Below are 20,538 nucleotides of genomic sequence, written 5' to 3' on the forward strand. Positions count from 1 at the left end.
CTCTCCAAACAATGTCTGAACAGTTGCTCCCGGCTGAAAGCACCCATCTCACTGATGGATGTTCAACCAAAGGAATCCGTCCCCCACCCCGATGAGATGAAAGGGCAGGTTGGACAGGGTTGTGCTTCATGCACTGGCTTTTAACACACTGTTGAGTTCTCAAGAAACGGACGCGTACACCGTCGCCCCGACCACTACTTGATCGGAGAGCCAGGGGCGCTCTACTTCCTACTTAAATCCTACCGCTTGTCAAGACTGTGTCAAATTGCTAGCTCTCAGCCATTTGTCACAAACCCTGCAGACTTACTAGGATTTTCTTTGCTCCGCTTCCGGAGCAACCCGCTGAACCTACCGTGTCATCCAGGCCACAGCGAAGCAACCGGTTTTCCGGTGATCTACGCGGAGTCCGAACTCTCAAGTTCGTTCAGTGGAGTGTCCCTGAGGCCCGTCCGCCAGCTCAGGCGTCCGGCTCGCTCCCGGGGCATTGAAAAGATTATGCCCCTCCCGGAACATCGTCAAATCAGCCACGCTTGGTAAAACCGCAGGTCAGAGGGGTTCCTTAAGGAAACCGGGCGCGTTCGCTACCGGAATGTTACGCGGTGAGACGGCGAACGCCCCAGCCGAAGCCGGGGCGTCCATCCCTCGTAATCATCGCCTTTACCTGGCAGAAGAGCAGGCCGGCAGCGCGGGCGGGGTCAGGCCTCGACGATCTCGACGCCACCGACCGAACGCTTGCCACGACGGAGCACCAGGAAGCGTCCGTGGAGCAGGTCATCGGCCGACGGCACGTACGCCTCGTCGGTGACCTTGGTGTTGTTGAGGTAGGCGCCGCCCTCCTTGACGGTGCGACGCGCCTCGGACTTCGACTTGACCAGGCCACTCTCGGCGAGCAGGTCGACAAAGGACGCTCCCAGCGCGGGAACCTCGGCACGCGGCACCTCGGCGAGAGCCTCCCCGAGCGTGCGCGCGGGCAACTCCTCCAGGGACCCCTGACCGAACAGGGCCGCCGAGGCGGCGATCACCGCGGCGCACTCGTCGGCACCGTGCAGCAGCGTGGTGAACTCCTCCGCGAGTGCTCGCTGGGCCTCGCGCGCGGCGGGCCGCGCGGCGGCGGCCTTCTCCAGCTCCTCGATCTCCTCACGGGATCTGAAGCTGTAGATCTTGAGGAACTTCACCACGTCCCGGTCATCCGAGTTCAGCCAGAACTGGTAGAAGGCGTACGGCGAGGTCATCTCAGGGTTGAGCCAGACCGCGCCGCCGGCGGTCTTGCCGAACTTGGTCCCGTCCGCCTTGGTGATCAACGGCACGGTGAGGGCGTGCACATGGCCACCCGTCACCCGGCGGATGAGGTCGGTTCCCGCGGTGATGTTGCCCCACTGGTCGCTGCCGCCGATCTGGAGCGTGCAGCCGTAGCGCCGGTTCAGCTCCAGGTAGTCGTTGGCCTGCAGGATCTGGTAGCTGAACTCGGTGTAGCTGAGCCCCTCTCCCCCCAGCCGGGCGGAGACCGACTCGCGGGCGAGCATCCGGTTGACCGGGAAGTGCTTGCCGACGTCACGCAGGAAGTCGATCGCCGACATGCCCTCGGTCCAGTCGAGGTTGCTGACCAGGATCCCGCCCGTCTCCTCCGAGAAGTCGAGGAACTTCTCCAGCTGGACACGGATCCGCGCCACCCATTCGGCCACGACCTCGGACGAGTTCAGCGAGCGCTCGGTGCTCCGACCGCTGGGGTCGCCGATCAGGCCGGTCGCGCCGCCCACCAGGCCGACGACCCGGTGACCCGCCCGCTGCAGGCGGGTGAGGGTCAGCAACGGGACCAGGTTGCCGACGTGCAGCGAGGGCGCGGTCGGGTCGAAGCCGCAATAGACCGTGATCGGACCCTCGGCCATCGCCCCGCGCAGGGTGTCGATGTCGGTGGACTGCGCGATCAGGCCGCGCCAGGCGAGGTCATCCAGAATGTCGGTCACGATCCTTGCTTTCCAATGCTCGAAGGGACATTTAGCGCTCTCGTACACCCTGCCCGATCGCGGCACCGTCGCGCCACTCGAAACCCTCCTCGAGCGCGAGCCGACCAGCGGGGAAGCGAGGAGGAGCGCACGGGTGGCCTACCGGCGGCGCGGCACGTGCGGACGATGGGGCGAGACGGTGGGGTCGCCGTCGATCCAGAAACGCCAGGGCGTCTCCTTTCCCGACGAGACCCCGGTGCGCGGCCCCGACCGGACGGATGCGGCCACGGCGGGTTCGCCATCGATCACGGAGAGCGATCCCGGGACGCAGACATCGAGTCCGTTGTGCTCCAGGGTGAAACCGAGCGCCACGGCCAGACGCGCCGGTCCTCTGGCCAGATCGACTTCCCGGACGGCACGGGCGCTTCCCGCTCTCCGGCGGGCCATGGCGGTCCCGATACCGGAGATCACCTCTCCGGCCCTGAGCAGTATCCCGGACCCCGTCCCCTCGGGAAGGCAGGTGAGGTTGGCGCAGAAATGCATGCCGTATGTGAAGTAGACGTACAGGTGGCCCGGTGGGCCGAACATCACCGCGTTGCGCGGCGTCCGGCCCCGGTAGGTGTGCGACGCGGGATCCTCACCCGGCAGGCCGTACGCCTCGACCTCGGTGAGACGCAGCGCGACCGGCCCGTGCACGAGTACTCGTCCCAGCAGATCCGGAGCGATCTCGTGGGCGGGCCGGTCGAAGAAGTCGCGCGCCAGCGGCGCGGGCGCGGCGAGCGAGTGCCCGCCGTGCTCTTCAGCGGACATCAGTTCCCGATCGCCCAGGCCGCCTGGGCGTCGACGATCTCGCGGAGCGCGACGAGCTGGTCGCGGACCCGGTCCGGCGCCGTACCGCCGTGCGCCTTGCGGGCGGCCAGCGCGCCCGGCACCGAGAGGACCTCGCGGGAGTCAGGCGTGAAGTGCGGCGAGACCTTGGCCAGTTCGTCGTCGGTGAGCTCGCCGAAGTCCTTGTCGTTGACCTGGCACCAGACGACCAGGTGCCCGACCGCCTCATGGGCCTCGCGGAAGGCGACGCCCCGGCGGACCAGCAGCTCGGCCAGGTCGGTGGCCAGCGCGAACCCGTCCGGGGCCGAGGCCTCCAGCTTGGCGGTGTTGACGCGCATGGTCGCGACGAGCCCGGCCATGGCGGGAAGGACGAGCAGCAGGCTGTCGACGGAGTCGAACACCGGCTCCTTGTCCTCCTGCAGGTCCCGGTTGTAGGTCAGCGGCAGGCCCTTGAGCGTCGTCAGCAGCGACATCAGGTTGCCGATGAGGCGGCCGCTCTTGCCCCGGGCGAGCTCGGCCACGTCGGGGTTCTTCTTCTGCGGCATGATCGACGAGCCGGTGGAGTAGGCGTCGTCCATCTCGATCCAGCGGAACTCCTGCGAGGCCCACAGGACGATCTCCTCGCCCAGCCGGGACAGGTGCACGCCGATCATCGCCGCGTCGAACAGGAACTCGGCGGCGAAGTCGCGGTCGGCGACCGCGTCCATCGAGTTGGGCGCGGCGGAGTCGAAGCCCAGTTCCCTGGCCACGGCCTGCGGGTCGAGCGGCAGGGAGGACCCGGCCAGCGCCCCGGAGCCGAGCGGGGAGACGGCCGCGCGCCGGTCCCAGTCGCGCAGCCGCTCGATGTCGCGGGCGAAGGCGTGCACGTGCGCCAGGAGCTGGTGGCCGAACGAGACCGGCTGGGCGTGCTGCAGGTGGGTCATGCCGGGGGCCGCCGTCTCGGCGTGCTCCTCGGCCTGGCTCATCAGCGCGGTCTCCAGCTCCACCAGCCGGGACACGATGTGCCTGACGTGATCGCGGAGGTAGAGCCGCAGATCGGTGGCAACCTGGTCGTTGCGGCTGCGGCCGGCTCTGAGCTTGCCACCGAGCGTGCCGAGGCGTTCCAGCAGGCCGCGCTCCAGCGCGGTGTGGACGTCCTCGTCGGCGACGGTCGGCCGGAACTCGCCCTCCTTGCAGGCTCGCTCCAGGTCGTCCAGGGCACCGAGCATGCGTGCCAGTTCGTCGTCGGTCAGCAGGTTCGCACGGTGCAGCACCCGGGCGTGCGCGCGCGAGGCCAGCAGATCGTACGGCACCAGCCGCCAGTCGAAGTGCACGCTCACAGAGAGCCTGGTCAGCGCGTCGGCCGGACCTCCTTCGAACCGGCCGCCCCACAGCCGCATCGGCTTGCCACCATCAGTCACCGTTGTTCTCCCTCCCCATTCAATCCGCGACCTTAGCCCACTCAGCCCAGCCGGGCGTCCCGGGCGGAGGCAATCTTGGAGGGAAGGCTCCACAGCTCGACGAAGCCCTTGGCGAGAGACTGGTCGAAGGTGTCGCCGGTGTCGTAGGTGGCGAGGTTGAAGTCGTACAGCGACGCCTCCGATCGCCGGCCCGTGACCGTGGCCCGGCCGCCGTGCAGGGTCATCCGGATCTCGCCGGTGACGTGCTCCTGGGCCTCGGCGATGAAGACGTCCAGGGCCTTCTTGAGGGGGGAGAACCAGAGGCCGTCGTAGACGAGCTCGCCCCAGCGCTGGTCCACCGACCGCTTGAACCTGGCCAGGTCGCGCTCGACCGTGACGTTCTCCAGCTCCATGTGCGCGGTGATCAGAGCGATGGCGCCCGGCGCCTCGTAGACCTCGCGGGACTTGATACCGACGAGCCGGTCCTCGACCATGTCGAGGCGGCCGACGCCCTGGGCGCCCGCGCGCTGGTTCAGCTCGGCGATGACCTGGAACGGGGTCAGGTGCCGCCCGTCCAGCGCCACCGGGACGCCCTTGACGAAGCTGATGATGACCTCGTCGGCCTCGCGCGGCTGGGCGGGGTCGGCGGTGTAGGAGTAGACGTCCTCGATGGGGCCGTTCCAGATGTCCTCAAGGAAGCCCGTCTCGACGGCCCGGCCCCAGATGTTCTGGTCGATCGAGTAGGGGTTCTTCTTGGTGGTCTCGATCGGCAGGTTCTTCTCCTCGGCGTAGGCGATCGCCTTGTCCCGGGTCCACGCGTAGTCGCGGGCCGGGGCGATGACCTTGAGCTCGGGGAAGAGCGCGGCCAGGCCGGCCTCGAACCGGACCTGGTCGTTGCCCTTGCCGGTGCAGCCGTGCGAGACGTGGGTGCCGCCGAACTCCTTGGCCGCGGCGGCCAGGTGCTTGACGATCAGCGGCCGCGACAGGGCGGAGACCAGCGGGTAGCGGTCCATGTAGAGGGCGTTGGCCTGCAGGGCGGGCACGCAGAAGTCGGCGGCGAACTCCTCGCGGGCGTCCACGACGACGGACTCCACGGCGCCGCAGTCGATGGCCCGCTTGCGGATGATCTCCATGTCCTCGCCGCCCTGGCCGACGTCGACGGCGACCGCGATCACCTCGGCGCCGGTCTTCTCGGCGAGGAAGGGGATGGCCACGGAGGTGTCGAGGCCGCCGGAGAAGGCGAGTACGACCCGGTCAGTCATAATTGATCTCTCCAAGTTATTCGTTCGTCACAAGTCTCAGATGGTGCCGGGATCGCCCGCCTGAGCGGGCTGAATACGTCGGTCGGCGTGCCTGAGCAGCCCCTCGGCGACCGCTGCCCCGCCCGCCGGGTCACGGCTGATGACGAGGATCGTGTCGTCTCCGGCGACCGTGCCGAGGATGGACTCCCAGTCGGCGTGGTCGATGGCGGAGGCGAGGAACTGGGCGGCGCCCGGTGGCGTGCGGACGATGATCAGGTTGGCGGAGGCCTCGGCCGAGACGAGGAGTTCCTCGGCGAGCCGGCTGAGCCGGGCGGCCGGGGACTCGCCGGTGCCGAGCCTGGCCAGCCTTATCCGGCCGCCGCCCTCACCGGGCAGGGCGTAGACCAGGGAGCCGTCCTCGGCGCGCAGCTTGAGCGCGCCGAGCTCGTCCAGGTCCCGGGAGAGGGTGGCCTGGGTGACCTCGACCCCGCTCTCCAGCAGGAGCTTGGCCAGCTCCGGCTGGGATCTGACGGGCTGCCGCTGCAGCAGGTCGGCGATCCTGGCCTGACGGGCGACCTTGGTCATCGGGATCGTCACGCGACCACCCCGCCCCCGGGCGCGTCCGGACCGCTCACCGAGATCAGCCAGTGCAGCAGGGCCTTCTGGGCGTGCAGCCGGTTCTCGGCCTGGTCCCATACCAGGCTCCGCGGGCCGTCGAGGACCTCGGCGGAGATCTCCAGCTCGCGGTAGGCGGGCAGGCAGTGCAGGACGATGGCGCCGGGCGCCGCCCGGTCCACCAGCGCGGCGTTGACCTGGTAGGGCATGAGGTCGGCGACCCGCTGCTCCTTGCCGTCCTGCCCCATGGAGACCCAGGTGTCGGTGGCGAGGACATCCGCGCCCGCGGCGGCCTGGGCCGGGTCGGTGAGCACGGTGACCGATCCTCCGGTCTCCTCGGCGACCTTGGCGGCCCGCCGGAGGATCTTCGGATCCGGCAGGTACCCGGCGGGGGCGGCGACCCGCACGTGCATGCCGGCGACGGCGCCGCCGAGCAGGTAGGAGTGGGCCATGTTGTTGGCGCCGTCCCCGAAGTAGGCCAGGGTGAGTCCGGCGGTCCTGCCGAAGTGCTCCCTGACGGTCTGCAGGTCCGCGAGGATCTGGCAGGGGTGGAACTCGTCGGTGAGGGCGTTGACCACCGGCACCGAGGAGGCCGAGGCCATGGCCTCGACCCTGTCCTGGCCCGAGGTACGCCACACGATGGCGCTCACCTGACGCTCCAGGACCCGGGCGGTGTCCTCGATCGACTCACCCCGGCCCATCTGGGAGGAGCCTGCGTCGACGATCAGGGGAAGGCCGCCGAGCTCGCCGATGCCGACGGCGAAGGAGACCCGGGTGCGGGTGGACGGCTTGTCGAAGAGGACGGCGACGGTCTGCGGGCCCTCGAAGGGGCGGTAGCCGTAACGGTCCTTCTTCATGGCCTCGGCCAGGTCGAGCACCTGGGCCTGCTCGGCGGACGAGAGGTCGTCGTCCTTCAGGAAGTGCCTGACGGGCGCCTGCGCGGAGAGGTTACTGGGCATCGGCGGCCTCGTCGAGGATCGCTGGGAGCGCGGCCACGAAGGCGGCGACCTGAGCGGAGGTGATCACCAGCGGGGGTGCGAGCCGCACCGCGTGGGGCTGGAGGGCGTTGACCAGGAAACCGGCTCGCCGCGCGGCGGTCTGGAAGTGGGCGGAGCGGTCGTCGGTCAGCAGAACGGCCAGCCACAGGCCCCTGCCCCGGACACCGGCGAGCAGCGGGTGGTCGATCGCGGCGATGCCGTCGGCGAGTTCGGCCCCGACGGTACGCACGTGCTCCAGCAGGCCGTCGGTGTCGATCGTGTCGAGCACGGCGAGCGCCGCGGCGGTCGAGACGGGGTTGCCGCCGAAGGTGGACCCGTGGTCGCCCTGGGCGAAAACCGCGGCCGCCGCGCCGAAGCCGACGCAGGCGCCGATCGGCATGCCTCCGCCGAGGCCCTTGGCCAGGGTGAGCACGTCGGGCAGGATGCCTTCGTGCTGGTGGGCGAACCAGTGCCCGGTGCGGCCGATCGCCGACTGGATCTCGTCCGCGACCAGCAGCGCGCCTGTGGCGTCGCAGATCTCCCTGGCCGCCGTGAAGTAGCCCTCGGGCGGGGGCACGACCCCCGCCTCCCCCTGGGTGGGTTCGAGGAAGACCGCGGCGCACTCGCCGGTCACCGCGCTCTTGAGCGCGTCGGCGTCACCGTACGGCACGAAACGAACATCAATCGGGAAGGGCCCGAACTGGTCACGGATGGAGGGTTTGCCGGTCAGGGCGAGCGCGCCGAGGGTCCGGCCGTGGAAGGCGTTCTCGGCGGCCACGAAGTAGGTGCGGCCGTTCGACTTGCCGTACTTGATGGCGAGCTTCAGCGCGGCCTCGTTGGCCTCGGTGCCGGAGTTGGTGAAGAACACCTTGGCGGGGGCACCGAGCAGGCTGAGCAGGCGCTCGGCGAGCAGTACCTCGGGCTCGTGCAGGAAGAGGTTGCTGGTGTGGGCGAGGGTGGCGACCTGCCTGGAGACGGCCTCCACCAGCGCCGGGTGGGCGTGGCCGAGCGAGCTGACCGCGATGCCGCCGATCAGGTCGAGGTACTCGCGGCCGTCGACGTCCCAGACCCTCGTGCCCTCGCCTCGGGCCAGTGCCACCGGGGGCACCCCGTAGTTGGCCATGAAGGCGGCCTCGAAGCGCGTGCTGAGCGCCTCTGTGGCGGGACTTTCCTGCGGGCTCACGTGTCGTTCCCCTTCAGCTGGGCGGTGGCCGTCGCCGCGGGGGCGTCCGGCAGCACCATGGTTCCTATGCCCTTGTCCGTGAAGATCTCCAGCAGCACCGAGTGGGGCACCCTGCCGTCGAGTACGTGGGCCTGCGGCACGCCCCCCTGGACGGCGGTCAGGCACGCCTCCATCTTGGGGATCATGCCGCTGGACAGGGTCGGCAGGAGCTTCTCCAGCTCGGTGGCGGACAGCTCGTCGATGACCTCGTTGTCAACGGCATCGGGGCTCCAGTCACGGTACAGGCCCTCGACATCGGTCAGGACGATCAGCTTGGACGCCTGGAGCGCCACGGCGAGCGCGGCGGCGGCGGTGTCGGCGTTGACGTTGTAGACGGTGCCGTCCTCACTGCGCGCGACCGATGAGATCACCGGGATCCGCCCGTCCTCCAGCAGCGCCCGCACGGCTCCGGCCTCGACGTTGACGATGTCGCCGACCTGGCCGATGTCGACGCTGGCGCCGTCGACGACGGCGTGCTTGCGCACGGCGGTGAACAGGTGGGCGTCCTCGCCGGACATGCCGATGGCGAACGGCCCGTGCCTGTTGATCAGACCGACCACGTCGCGGTTGACCTGGCCGACGAGGACCATCCTGACGACCCGCATGGCCTCGGGGGTGGTGACCCTGAGCCCGGCGGTGAAGGTGGACTCGATGCCGAGCAGGTCGAGGTGGGCGTTGATCTGCGGGCCTCCCCCGTGCACGATCACCGGTCTGAGCCCGGCGTAGCGCAGGAAGACGACATCGGCGGCGAACTTCTCGCGCAGGTGCTCCTCGGTCATCGCGTTGCCGCCGTACTTGATGACGACGGTCGCACCGTGGAAGCTGGCGAGCCAGGGCAGCGCCTCGATCAGCGTGGTGGCCTTCGCCAGGGCCTCGGCCCGCCTCATGAGGAGTACGCCGAGTTCTCGTGGACGTAATCGGCGGTGAGGTCGGTGGTGTGGATCGTCGCCGAGTGCGGGCCCGCCGACAGGTCGATGGTGATCGTCACATCGCGCGGGGTGAGGTCGACCTTGGAGCGGTCGTCGCCCGCGGCACCGCCCCGGCAGATCCAGATGCCGTTGATGGCCACGTTGAGCCGGTCGGCCTCGAAGACGGCGTCGGTGGTGCCGACGGCCGACAGCACCCGGCCCCAGTTGGGGTCCTCTCCGTGGATGGCGCACTTGAGGAGATTCGACCGGGAGACGGTACGACCGACGGTGACCGCGTCCTCCTCTGAGACGGCGCCGACGACCTCGATGGCGATCGCCTTGGAGGCGCCCTCTGCGTCCAGCAGCAGCTGGCGGGCGAGGTCGGCGCAGACCGCGAGGAGGACCTGCTCGAACTCGGCGAGGTCGGGAGTGATACCGGAGGCGCCGCTGGCCAGCAGCAGCACCGTGTCGTTGGTGGACATGCAACCGTCGGCGTCGAGCCGGTCGAAGGTGACCCGCGTCACCTTGCGGAGCACCTCGTCGAGCTGCTCGGCGGGCAGGTCGGCGTCGGTGGTGATCACCGAGAGCATGGTGGCGAGGCCCGGGGCGAGCATGCCCGCGCCCTTGGCCATGCCGCCGACCATGTAGCCGCCGGCGCCCTTCCTGAAGGAGATCTTCGAGACGGTGTCGGTGGTGCGGATGGCGTCGGCGGCGGCCAGCCCGCCGTCCCTGGCGAGCTGTGAGACCGCGAGATCGACCCCCGCCAGCAGCGGTTCCATCGGCAGGCGCTCACCGATCAGGCCGGTGGAGCAGACCGCGATCTCGCCGGCCGAGTCTCCCAGTGCCTCGGCGACCTTCTCCGCGGTGGCATGGGTGTCCTGGAAACCCAGCGGCCCGGTGCAGGCGTTGGCGCCGCCGGAGTTGAGGACCACCGCGTGGACCCGGCCCCCGGACAACACCTGCGCGGACCACAGGACGGGCGCGGCCTTCACCCGGTTGGCCGTGAAGACTCCCGCCGCGGCGCGAGAGGGGCCGTCGTTGACGATCAGTGCCAGGTCGCGGGCGGCACCGGACTTGATTCCGGCGGCGACACCCGCCGCCCGGAAGCCGAGGGGGGCGGTCACGCTCATGGGGCGACTCCATTGAGAGGAAGGCCTAGCTCTTCCGGCAGGCCGAGGGCGAGGTTGGCACTCTGGATGGCCCCGCCCGCCGTTCCCTTGGTCAGGTTGTCGATGGCGACGACGGCGACGACGCGGCCCGCACGCTCGTCCAGGACGACCTGGAGGGCGGCGGTGTTGGCTCCGAGAGTCATCGAGGTCGCGGGCCACTGGCCCTCGGGGAGCAGCCGCAGGAACGGCTCGTCCTTGGTGGCGACCTCGTACGCCTCGCGCAGGACCGCCGGGGTGAGGCCCGCTCTGGCGGGCGCGCTGCAGGTGGCGAGGATGCCGCGGCTCATCGGCGCCAGCACGGGGGTGAAGGAGACGGTGACCGGCTCACCCGCCAACGGGGAGAGGTTCTGCTCCATCTCCGGGGTGTGCCGGTGGACGCCGCCGACGCCGTACGCGCTGGCCGAGCCCATCACCTCGCTGCCCAGGAGGTTCGGCTTGGGCGCCCGGCCCGCTCCGCTGGTGCCGCTGGCGGCTACCACCACCACGTCGGGCCCGACGAGGCCGGCGGCGAAGGCGGGGAACATCGCCAGGGTGACCGCCGTCGGGTAGCACCCGGGCACGGCGATCCTGGAGGCCGCGCGCAGCTCCTCGCGCCGGCCCGGCAGCTCGGGCAGCCCGTACGGCCAGGTGCCGGCGTGGGTTCCGCCGTAGAAGTGCTCCCAGGCGGCGGGGTCGGTGAGCCGGAAGTCGGCGCCGCAGTCGACGACGAGGGTGCCGTCTCCGAGTTGCTCGGCGACGGCGGCCGACTGGCCGTGCGGCAGGGCGAGGAAGACGAGGTCGTGGCCGCCGAGGGTCTCGGGGGTGCTCTCCAGCAGGATCCGGCCGGCCAGCGGGGCCAGGTGCGGCTGGTGGGCGCCGAGCGCCGTACCGGCGCTTGAGGCCGCGGTCAGCGCGCCGATCTCGATGCCGGGGTGGGACAGCAGCAGGCGCAGGAGCTCACCCCCGGCGTAGCCGCTGGCACCCGCGATCGCCGCTCTCATCGGCCCCCCTGATCTCTGCATGTTCATACACACTCACTCATGCTCTTGCTAGAGAGATTATGCATCTCCGGGGATTGTCATGCAAGCCGGTTATGCGGGGGTTACCGGCTTACGGAATGCCCCAGAGCAGCGGAAAAGTCGCAAAAATCATGCTTTTCGGCTCTCGATTGCGGGGACGAGGCAATCAGTTGCGTGTCGGCATTGTTGCGCATACCTACCGGTCAGTATCGTGGCGACCTCCGGTCCTTCCACCCTTCGGGAGTGCGAACGCATGACTGTCACCCATGACCAGGTCCAGGCCCAGCTCACCGGTCCCGGACAGCTTTTCGAGATGGACGAGGTCCCCGGCCACGGCGGGACCGTCAAAACCTGGAAGCACGCCCCCCGCGACTTCCGGGCGCTCCTCGAGACGAGCCGGTTTCACGGCGACAAGATCTTCCTGACGTACGAAGACGAGCACATCACCTACGAGGAGCACTTCAGGCGGGCGGCCACGCTCGCACGGCGTCTGGTGGACGAGTACGGCGTGGCCAAGGGCGACCGGGTCGCCATCGCCATGCGCAACTACCCCGAATGGGTGATCGCCTTCTCGGCCGCGCTGGCCATCGGGGCGATAGCCGTTCCACTCAACGCCTGGTGGACCCCGCAGGAACTGGAGTACGGCCTGTCGGACTCCGGCGCCAAGGTGCTGATCGCCGACGGCGAACGGGCGGCCGGGCTCACCGGCCTGCCCCCGGCACTGATCGTGACCCGCGGCGAGGTGCCCGAGGGCGCCCGCGCGTTCGAGGAGGTGATGGGCGAGGTGGCGGCGGACGTGACGCTGCCGCCGGTCGACCTCTCCCCCGAGGATCCGGCAACGATCTTCTACACCTCCGGCACCACGGGCCGCCCCAAGGGCGCGCTCGGCAGCCATCGCAACGTCGGGCAGTCGCCCATGACCGTCGCCTACGGCATGTACCGCAGCATGGTCAGGGCTGGCGGGGACCCGGGCGAGACGGCGGGGCAGCGCCGTGTCACCCTGCTCACCGTTCCGCTCTTCCACGTCACCGGCTGCTTCGCGGTGATGACCACCACCATGTTCAGCGGGAGCGGCCTGGTGCTGATGTACAAGTGGGACGCGGGCCGCGCGCTGAAACTGATCGAGCGCGAGAAGATCACAGGGCTCACCGGCGTGCCCACCAACGTATGGCAGCTCCTGTCCCACCCCGACCTGGACAAGCACGACATCTCCAGCCTCAACGCCCTCGGGTACGGCGGTGCCCCCGCCCCGCCGAAACTGCTGGAGCGCATCACCGAGCAACTGCCCAGCCGCGCCCCCTCCAACGGGTACGGCATGACCGAGACCACCGCGCTCGCCATCAGCAACGCCGGCACCGACTATCTGGCCAAACCCGACAGCATCGGCCTGCCGATGGCGGTGGTCGAGGTGAAGATCGCCGATCCGCTCGGCGACGAGCTGCCGGTCGGCGCGGTCGGCGAGCTCTGCCTGCGCGGACCGAACGTCATCCTGGGCTACTGGAACCGTCCCGAGGCCACCGCCGAGACCTTCGTCGGCGGCTGGCTGCACACCGGTGACCTGGCCAGGGTGGACTCCGAGGGGTTCGTGTTCATCGTGGACCGGGCCAAGGACATGGTCATCCGCGGCGGCGAGAACGTCTACTGCGCCGAGGTCGAGGCCGCCCTGTTCGAGCACCCGGCGGTCGACGACGCCGCGGTGATCGGCATCCCCCATGAGGAACTGGGCGAGGAGGTCGGCGCGGTGGTGCGGCTGTCGTCCCCGGCGACCGCCGAGGAGTTGCAGGCCTTCCTGCGCGAGCGGATCGCCCCCTTCAAGGTCCCGGTCAGGTTCTGGGTGCGTGACACGGAACTTCCCCGCAACCCCGGTGGCAAGATCCTCAAAACCCACCTGCGCAGGGAGGTCCTGGGCTCCTGACGCCCGCCGCGCTCGACCCGGCGGTGACCTGCCGGAAAATGAGTTGCCCTCCGCGCAGGTCACCGCCGAAACTACCTGTTCGTGCCAGAAAACGCTGACCGGTCCATCAGAACCCTGCTCCGCCGCCTGACGATGGACCTCAGCCCGCTCCGCGACTCCCGTGACTTCCGGTTGCTCTTCGGCTCCGGCGTCGTCACGATGTTCGGCACCTTCCTGACCCTGGTCGCGGTCCCGCTGCAGATGAAGGAGCTGACCGGCTCCTACCTGGCGGTCGGCCTGGTCAGCGTGGCCGAGTTCGTCCCGATGGTGGTGTGCGGGCTCTGGGGCGGGGCGATCGCCGACGCGCTGGACCGGCGCAAGATCATCCTTTACACCGAGGTGGGGCTCTGCCTCACGGTCCTGATCCTGACCGTCAACGCGCTGCTGCCCAAGCCGCAGGTCTGGGTGCTGTACGTGGTCGGCGCACTCTCGGCCGGGCTGGGCAGCCTGCAACGGCCCAGCCTGGAGTCGCTGCTGCCCCGCGTGGTCAGGCACGACCAGCTGACCGCGGCCGCCGCGCTCAGCGCTTTCCGGTGGAACCTGGGCGCCATCGTCGCCCCGGGCCTCAGCGGCCTGATCGCGGCCTGGTTCGGCGTCGCCGTCGCGTACGGCGTCAACGTGGTGACCTTCCTGCTCTCCCTGGTCCTGCTGCAGATGGTGCGGGCCCAGCCGCAGCGGGAGAACGCCCCCGCGGCCTCGATCAGGTCACTGGTCGACGGGGTCCGCTACGCCGTGGGCCGCCCCGACCTGATGGGCACCTACCTGGTCGACGTCGCCGCGATGATCTTCGCCTTCTCCACCGCGCTGTACCCGTTCCTGGCCGACGAGCTGGGCGTCCCCGAGGCCCTGGGGCTCTTCTTCTCCGCCTCGGCCGTCGGCTCGCTGATCGCCTCGGTCACCTCCGGCTGGACCAGGCACGTGCACCGCCACGGCCTCGGCGTGATCGTCGCGGCGGCCGTGTGGGGCGTGGCGGTGGCGCTGGCGGCGCTCATGCCCAGCGTCTGGGGCATCTTCGCCTTCCTCGCCGTGGCCGGGGCCGCCGACATGATCAGCGGCGTCTTCCGCTCGACCATCTGGAACCAGACCATCCCCGACGAGTTCCGCGGCCGCCTGGCGGGCATCGAGCTGCTCTCCTACACCAGCGGCCCGATGCTGGGCAACGCCAGGGCCGGCCTGATGGCCCAGCTCGGCGGGACCCGCTTCTCCCTGGGCGCGGGCGGTCTGCTGTGCGTCGGCGCGGTGGCCGCGATGGCCGCACTGCTGCCGAGGTTCCGCGACTACGACGCCCGCACCGACGAGCACGCTCTCAGGGAGCGCGCCCGCCGCGAGGAGGTCACTCCCGTCCAGGGCTAAGCCACCCGCAACCACCCTCACAGAATGGAATCCTGTTGCTACTGTGAGGTCATGACGGTCGACGTACGGAGCCCCGAGATGACGGAGTCCTCGCTGCCCGACTGGGTGTTCCCCCCGCCGGGGGGATTCACCGCCGAGGATCTCGATCGCATTCCGCAATTGCCTGCACACACAGAGTTAATCGATGGAAGCCTGGTCTTCGTGAGTCCTCAGGCTTCTTTTCACATGCGAGCGGTGGATCTGCTGGTCGACGCCCTCCGTCACGCCGCGCCCGCCGATCTTCGCGCGCGCCGGGAGATGAGCGTCGTGCTGGGCAGGCAGCAGCGGCCCGAACCGAACGTGAGCGTCATCCACGCCTCCGCCGAGCACAGCCCGGAACAGACCTTCTACCGGGCGGAGGACGTCGTGCTGGCCGTGGAGGTCATCTCGCCGGACTCCGAGCGGCGCGACCGCGACCGCAAACCGACGCTGTACGCCGAGGCGGGCATCGCACACTTCTGGCTGGTCGAGAACCAGTCGGGAAGGCCGGCGGTCTACGTCTACGAACTCGACCCAGTCGCCCGGTCCTACGTTCTCACCGGCATCCACCACGACCGGCTCAAGATCTCGGCCCCCTTCGACATCGACATCGACCTGACCGAGATCGACAAACTCTGAGTCCTCCGGTCGGAGCCCACGCCCCTCGTGACGCGGCACCCGGCCGACCATCACCCGGTCTCGCGCCAGCCGTCGCAATCCTCGAGCAGGGTGTCCAGGCGGGCCAGGCCCTCCGGCGTGAGGGTCTCGGCGGGGTCCTCGACCACCACGAGCCACTGGGCGTCCTCGGCGTCGTCCTCACCCGCGAGGGTCTCCCTGACCACGGCAGGCACGCCGATCATCGGAAACTCCTCGGCCACGATCTCGGCGACCTCCTCGGCGGCGTCGCGCTCGGCGAACACCAGCAGATGCCTCATCGTCCCCTCCCGGGGGAAGCCTCTCCGCCACGCCGAACGAGCAGGCCACCCGGATCGACCGGCGGGTACCTCATCGTCCCTCCCGAGGGAAGATCCGCCCGTGGCCGGGCCACGGGGCGGAATGAAGGTTCCGGACCGGCGGGAATCCCGGTCCGGAGCGATGAAAGGGGCTCGGGATGTGTCCCGAGCCCCTCAGCCGCCGGTCAGACGCCGCGCAACCGTGCCCCGGTGCGCTCGGCGGCCAGGGCCACGGCCGCGTCACGGGCCGCGGTGGTCTCCTCCACCGTGAGCGTCCTGTCGGCCGCCCGGAAGCGCAGGGAGTAGGCGAGAGACTTCCTGCCCTCGCCCACCTGGGCACCGGCGTAGACGTCGAACAGCCGGATCGACTCCAGCAGCTCGCCCGCGCCCTCGCGCAGCGCCGCCTCCACCGGGGCCACCGGGATCGCCGCGTCGACGATGAGCGCGACGTCCTGGCTCGCGACCGGGTAGCCGGAGATCGCCGGCGCCTGCGGCCGGCCGACCGGCGACTGCTCCAGCCGGGTCAGCTCCAGCTCCATCGCGCAGGTGCGCGGGGGCAGGCCGTACGCCTCGACCACGCGCGGATGCAGCTCGCCGGCGTGACCGACGAGCACGTCACCGGCGTACAGCGCGGCGCAGCGGCCCGGGTGCCAGGGCTCGTGCCGGTCCGCGCGGACGTCGAGGGTGACGCCGGCCTCGGCGGCCACCACCCGGGCCGCCTCGACGGCGTCCGCCCAGTCGGCTCCCCTGCCCTTGCCCCACCAGCCGGACGGCTCGAACTCCCCGGCCAGCACGACCCCGACCCGCAGCGGCTGGGCCGGCAGCGCGGACTCGATCGAGGCCAGCTCCTCCGGGCTCGGCCTGCGGTCGACGCCCAGCACGGGGGCGACGGCGGGCGCGTCCGGCGAGGGCCGGTAGACCAGGCCCGTCTCGAACAGCGCCACATCGCCGAAACCCCGGCCCACGTTGCGGACCAGCGTCTTGAGCAGGCCGGGCAGCAGGGTGGTCCGCATCAGCGGCTCGTCCTCGCTGAGCGGATTGGCCAGCCGTACGGCCAGGCGACGCGCGTCGGCGGCGGGCAGTTGCAGGTTGTCGAAGTCGCGCTCCCCGCTGAACGGGTAGGAGAGGATCTCGACGTAGCCGGCGGCGGCCAGTGAGCGGCCGACCCGGCGGCGCAGGCGCTGGCTCTCGGTGAGACCGGCACCCGCGGGGGCGGCGGGCAGGATCGAGGGCAGGTTCTCGTAGCCCTCCAGCCGGATGACCTCCTCGGCGAGGTCGTTCGGGTCGGTCAGGTCAGGCCGCCACGAGGGTGGGGTGACCACCAGCATGTCGTCGCCGGTGACCGCGAGCTTCGCGGCGATCCCGTCGGCGGCGGTGCCGGTCTCGGTGGCGGAGCTCTCGACCGCGCAGCCGACCTGTTCCAGGCGGCGGATCACCGTCTCCCGGTCGTAGACGGTGCCCGCGACCCTGCCGGGGTAGCCGCTCGGGATGGCGACACGGGCCGGCTCGACCTCCACCTCGGCGTGGGTGACGCCCGGCTGGATCGTGCCGCCGCCCAGCTCGGCCAGAAGCTGAGCGGCACGCCAGGAGGCGTACAGCGGAAGCTCCCGGTCGACGCCCCGCTCGAAGCGCTTGGATGCCTCGCTGACCAGGTTGTGCCGGCGCGACATGCGCGCGATGCCACTGGCGGAGAAGTGGGCGGCCTCGATCACGATGTCGGTGGAGGCGTCGGAGATCTCGGTGTGCAGGCCGCCCATGGTGCCGGCCATCGAGATCACGCCCGACCCGTCGGTGATCAGGATGTCGTCCGGGTGGAGCTTGCGGACCACGTGGTCGAGTGTCTCCAGCGTCTCGCCGGGCTCGGCCCTGCGCACCACGATCTCACCGGTCAGCCTGGCGGCGTCGAAGGCGTGCAGCGGCTGGCCGAGCTCCAGCATGACGTAGTTGGTGACGTCGACGGCCAGCGAGACCGGGCGCATACCGGCGCGGGTGAGCCGTGCGCGCATCCACAGCGGGCTGCTCGCCGACGGGTCGAACCCGTGGATCTCGCGGAGCACGAAGCGGTCACAGGCCGACGGGTCGGCGATCGAGGCCGGGTAGGCGGGACCTGACGCGACGGGCGGGGAGACGTCCGCCGGGTCGATGAACGCCGAGTCGAAGGCTGCGGCGGCCTCGCGGGCCACACCCCGGATGGAGAGCGCGTAGCCGATGTCCGGGGTGATCTCAAGCTCGATCACGTCGTCGCGCAGGCCGAGCAGCTCGACCACGTCGGCGCCGATCGGAGTGTCCCCGGGCAGCACGAGGATGCCCGGGGAGGACTCGGCCACCCCGAGCTCCGCCTCCGAGCAGATCATGCCGTCCGACAGGCGTCCGTAGGTCTTACGGGAGGCGATCTCGAACCCGCCGGGCAGCACGGCGCCGGGCAGCGCGACCGGGACACGGTCGCCGGCCTCGAAGTTGGTCGCACCGCAGACGATCTCGCGAGGCGCGGCCTCCCCCACCTCGACCTGGCAGTGGCGGATGGGCTTCTTGAAACCCTCCAGGGTCTCGATGGAGAGCACCTCGCCCACCACGACGTTCTTGATGTCGTGGCCGTAGGAGATGACGGACTCCAGTTTGAGCCCGGCCGCGGTGAGCTTCTCGGCGATCTCGTGCGCCGTGACGGCGGGGAGATCGACGTACTCCCGCAGCCATGAAAGCGAGACCTTCATCAGACCTCCATTCCGAAGGGGAGCGTGAAGCGGACGTCTCCCTCGACCATGTCGCGCATGTCCTCGGCGTTGTGGCGGAACATCAGGGTGCGTTCGACGCCCATGCCGAAGGCGAAGCCGCTGTAGCGGGCGGGGTCGACGCCGCAGGCGATGAGCACCCGCGGGTTGACCATGCCGCAGCCGCCCCACTCGATCCAGCCCTCCGACTTACAGGTGCGGCAGGACGGGTTTCCCGGCACCGCGGAGGCACCGCGGCAGACGAAGCACTTCAGGTCCATCTCGGCCGAGGGCTCGGTGAACGGGAAGTAGTTGGGCCGGAACCGGGTGGTGATGCCCTCACCGAACATGACCTCAGCGAACCGGTCGAGGGTGCCCTTGAGATGGGCCATGGTCAGGCCCTCGTCGATCGCCAGCCCCTCGACCTGGTGGAAGACCGGGGTGTGGGTGGCGTCAAGCTCGTCGGTGCGGAACACCTTGCCCGGCGAGATCACGTAGATCGGAAGCTCCCTGCTGAGCAGCGCCCGGATCTGGACGGGAGAGGTCTGGGTGCGCAGCACCTTGCCCGAGTCGACGGACTCCACGAAGAAGGTGTCGTGCTCCGAGCGCGCCGGGTGGTCGGCGGAGATGTTCAACGCGTCGAAGTTGAACCACTCCCCCTCCAGCTCGGGGCCCTCCGCCACCTCGTAGCCCATCGCGACGAAGGCGTCGGCTATGCGCTCCTGGAGGGTGGTCAGCGGATGCCTGGCGCCCCGGGAGGCGCGGCCAGAGGGCAGCGTGACGTCGACGGTCTCCTCGACGAGGACCCGCTCGTCGCGCTCGGCCTCCAACTGCGCCTGCCGTTCGGCGAGAGCGTCGGCGACGGCTTTGCGGGCGCCGCCGATACGCTTGCCCGCCTCGGCGCGGGCCGCCGGGGGCAGGGCGCCGATCTCGCGGTTGGCCAGGGCGATCGGTGAGCGGTCACCGGCGTGCGCGAGGCGCACCTGCTTGAGTTCTTCGAGGTCGCGCGCCGCCTTGACGGCGTCGATCGCGTCGGCCTGCATGCGCGCCATCTCATCGGCGTGCAGCGGGGTCACCTCGACCGGGTCGTAGTTTGACAAGAGAGAGCTCCGAATCCAGGGCTTGAGCGGCCACGAGTCTAGTCGGGTAAGCCCACCGGGCTGGCATTCACGCTCAGGCGAAGTCAGGGGTGCCGGTGGGCACCATAAATCGAAACTCGGCGCCGCCCTCGGGTCCGCGCTGTACGGAGATGGTGCCACCGTGAGCCTCGATCAGCCCCTTGACGATGAACAGGCCGAGCCCGGTGCCGCCGCGGCGGCGGGCGTTGCCCCGCCAGAACTGCCGGAAGACGCGCGTGACCAGCTCGGGCGGGATGCCCTCTCCCTGGTCACGGACGGACACGGTCACTCCCCATTCGCTCGGTTCGACGACTATTGTCACCGTACCGCGCCCGTGCCGCACCGCGTTTTCCACCAGGTTGGCAAGCACCTGATCGATCTTGTCCTGGTCGAGCCAGGTCTCGGGCAGCTCACCGCGCACCTGGAGCAGGAAGCGGTCGTCCGGCTCACCCGCCGCCACCCGCCCCGCGATGACCTTGGAGATCCTGGCCGGGATGTCGACCACCTGGCGATGGATCTCCAGCCGCCCCGACTCGATACGCGAGACGTCGAGCAGCTCGGTGATCAGCCTGGTCACCCGGTCGGCGTCGGCGTTGACCGTCTCCAGCATGACCAGCTTCTGGTCGTCGGTGAAACGGGTCCACTTGGCCAGCAGGGTCGCGGTGAACCCCTTGACACTGGTCAGCGGGGAGCGCAGCTCGTGGGCGACCGTGGAGACCAGGTCGGCGCGGCTGCGCTCCAGGCGGGCACGGGCTCCGGTGTCACGCAGCGTGATGACCACCCGGACCACCTCGCCGCCCCGCCGGGGCTCTCGCACCAGCCGGGCGGCCACCAGCATCTCCTGGCCACCGAGGGTGCGCAGCGGCAGCTCGGGCTGGCGGGTGCGGGTGCGCAACCCGCCGTAGGTGTCGAGCCACTTCCACCAGTCGCGCCCGTCGTGGTCGTGGAAGGAGAACACGTCGCGCAGGTGCCGCCCCGCGGCCTGCTCGCGGGTGACCCCGGTCAACCGGGCCGCGGCCCGGTTGACGGTCAGCACGTGGCCGTCTCCATCGGTCACCACGAGGCCGTCGGGAAGCTCGTCGACGTCGATCACAGAAGCGGGATCGGTGCTCCGCTCGCCGGTGTGTTCGCCGTGCACGACCCCGCCTCCTCGA

At 70.1% G+C, this 20,538-nt stretch carries 17 protein-coding genes; 3 read left to right on the top strand and 14 right to left on the bottom strand.

Translation table 11 applies throughout. The features are described 5' to 3' along the window. Positions 1-695: 695 nt before the first annotated feature. From tyrS to argC, 10 genes are all read right to left on the bottom strand, one after another. Positions 696-1,964, bottom strand: a complete 1,269-nt coding sequence (gene tyrS, locus ACWD3H_RS21860; RefSeq protein WP_355553715.1) for a tyrosine--tRNA ligase — start codon at positions 1,962-1,964, stop codon at positions 696-698. Between the two features lie 138 nt (positions 1,965-2,102). After that, positions 2,103-2,753, bottom strand: a complete 651-nt coding sequence (locus tag ACWD3H_RS21865) for a DNA-3-methyladenine glycosylase (RefSeq protein WP_355553712.1) — start codon at positions 2,751-2,753, stop codon at positions 2,103-2,105. Further along, on the bottom strand, positions 2,753-4,171 hold the full coding sequence (gene argH, locus ACWD3H_RS21870; RefSeq protein ID WP_350927345.1) for an argininosuccinate lyase: 1,419 nt from the start codon (positions 4,169-4,171) through the stop codon (positions 2,753-2,755). Before argH ends, ACWD3H_RS21865 begins: the two co-directional genes overlap by 1 nt. Positions 4,172-4,212: 41 nt before the next feature. Next, positions 4,213-5,412: an argininosuccinate synthase gene (locus ACWD3H_RS21875; RefSeq protein WP_350956937.1), complete on the bottom strand. Its 1,200-nt coding sequence runs from the start codon at positions 5,410-5,412 to the stop codon at positions 4,213-4,215. Positions 5,413-5,448: 36 nt separating this feature from the next. Then, positions 5,449-5,976, bottom strand: a complete 528-nt coding sequence (locus ACWD3H_RS21880) for an arginine repressor (protein ID WP_355624911.1) — start codon at positions 5,974-5,976, stop codon at positions 5,449-5,451. An 8-nt stretch (positions 5,977-5,984) separates the two neighbouring features. Continuing rightward, entirely contained in the window at positions 5,985-6,965 is a 981-nt protein-coding gene (gene argF / locus ACWD3H_RS21885; protein WP_451956282.1) for an ornithine carbamoyltransferase, read from the bottom strand. Next, on the bottom strand, positions 6,955-8,106 hold the full coding sequence (locus tag ACWD3H_RS21890; RefSeq protein ID WP_451956370.1) for an acetylornithine transaminase: 1,152 nt from the start codon (positions 8,104-8,106) through the stop codon (positions 6,955-6,957). The genes argF and ACWD3H_RS21890 overlap by 11 nt, the downstream gene beginning before the upstream one ends. A gap of 56 nt (positions 8,107-8,162) precedes the next feature. Beyond that, a complete protein-coding gene (argB, locus tag ACWD3H_RS21895; protein ID WP_355553702.1) occupies positions 8,163-9,092 on the bottom strand; it encodes an acetylglutamate kinase in 930 nt (309 codons plus the stop codon). After that, the gene (gene argJ, locus ACWD3H_RS21900) at positions 9,089-10,243 is read right to left on the bottom strand and encodes a bifunctional glutamate N-acetyltransferase/amino-acid acetyltransferase ArgJ (RefSeq protein ID WP_451956283.1); all 1,155 of its coding nucleotides are present in this window, start codon (positions 10,241-10,243) and stop codon (positions 9,089-9,091) included. Before argJ ends, argB begins: the two co-directional genes overlap by 4 nt. Continuing rightward, complete coding sequence (argC, locus tag ACWD3H_RS21905; RefSeq protein ID WP_451956284.1) at positions 10,240-11,262, bottom strand: N-acetyl-gamma-glutamyl-phosphate reductase; 1,023 nt, start codon at positions 11,260-11,262, stop codon at positions 10,240-10,242. The genes argJ and argC overlap by 4 nt, the downstream gene beginning before the upstream one ends. A gap of 271 nt (positions 11,263-11,533) precedes the next feature. Between argC and ACWD3H_RS21910 the strand changes: the two genes are divergently transcribed. The 3 genes from ACWD3H_RS21910 to ACWD3H_RS21920 all read left to right on the top strand — a co-directional run bounded on the left by ACWD3H_RS21910 (position 11,534) and on the right by ACWD3H_RS21920 (position 15,244). Continuing rightward, the gene (locus ACWD3H_RS21910) at positions 11,534-13,195 is read left to right on the top strand and encodes a class I adenylate-forming enzyme family protein (RefSeq protein WP_451956285.1); all 1,662 of its coding nucleotides are present in this window, start codon (positions 11,534-11,536) and stop codon (positions 13,193-13,195) included. A gap of 81 nt (positions 13,196-13,276) precedes the next feature. Continuing rightward, the gene (locus tag ACWD3H_RS21915; protein ID WP_355553694.1) at positions 13,277-14,587 is read left to right on the top strand and encodes an MFS transporter; all 1,311 of its coding nucleotides are present in this window, start codon (positions 13,277-13,279) and stop codon (positions 14,585-14,587) included. A gap of 78 nt (positions 14,588-14,665) precedes the next feature. Further along, positions 14,666-15,244 (top strand): Uma2 family endonuclease, encoded by a 579-nt coding sequence (locus ACWD3H_RS21920; protein WP_451956371.1) that lies wholly within the window; start codon positions 14,666-14,668, stop codon positions 15,242-15,244. 50 nt (positions 15,245-15,294) lie between these two features. On the opposite strand, the gene ACWD3H_RS21925 is transcribed toward ACWD3H_RS21920, so the two are convergent. From ACWD3H_RS21925 to ACWD3H_RS21940, 4 genes are all read right to left on the bottom strand, one after another. Beyond that, positions 15,295-15,540: a hypothetical protein gene (locus ACWD3H_RS21925; protein WP_355553688.1), complete on the bottom strand. Its 246-nt coding sequence runs from the start codon at positions 15,538-15,540 to the stop codon at positions 15,295-15,297. A 203-nt stretch (positions 15,541-15,743) separates the two neighbouring features. Next, positions 15,744-18,269: a phenylalanine--tRNA ligase subunit beta gene (pheT, locus tag ACWD3H_RS21930; RefSeq protein ID WP_451956286.1), complete on the bottom strand. Its 2,526-nt coding sequence runs from the start codon at positions 18,267-18,269 to the stop codon at positions 15,744-15,746. Continuing rightward, positions 18,269-19,318 carry a phenylalanine--tRNA ligase subunit alpha gene (gene pheS, locus ACWD3H_RS21935; protein ID WP_350956993.1) on the bottom strand — a complete coding sequence of 350 codons (1,050 nt, stop codon included), beginning with the start codon at positions 19,316-19,318 and terminating at the stop codon, positions 18,269-18,271. The genes pheT and pheS overlap by 1 nt, the downstream gene beginning before the upstream one ends. Before the next feature lie 121 nt (positions 19,319-19,439). Beyond that, positions 19,440-20,522 carry a sensor histidine kinase gene (locus tag ACWD3H_RS21940; RefSeq protein WP_343966367.1) on the bottom strand — a complete coding sequence of 361 codons (1,083 nt, stop codon included), beginning with the start codon at positions 20,520-20,522 and terminating at the stop codon, positions 19,440-19,442. Positions 20,523-20,538 lie beyond the last annotated feature (16 nt).

It is taken from the genome of Streptosporangium sp. NPDC002607 (genome assembly GCF_053592655.1).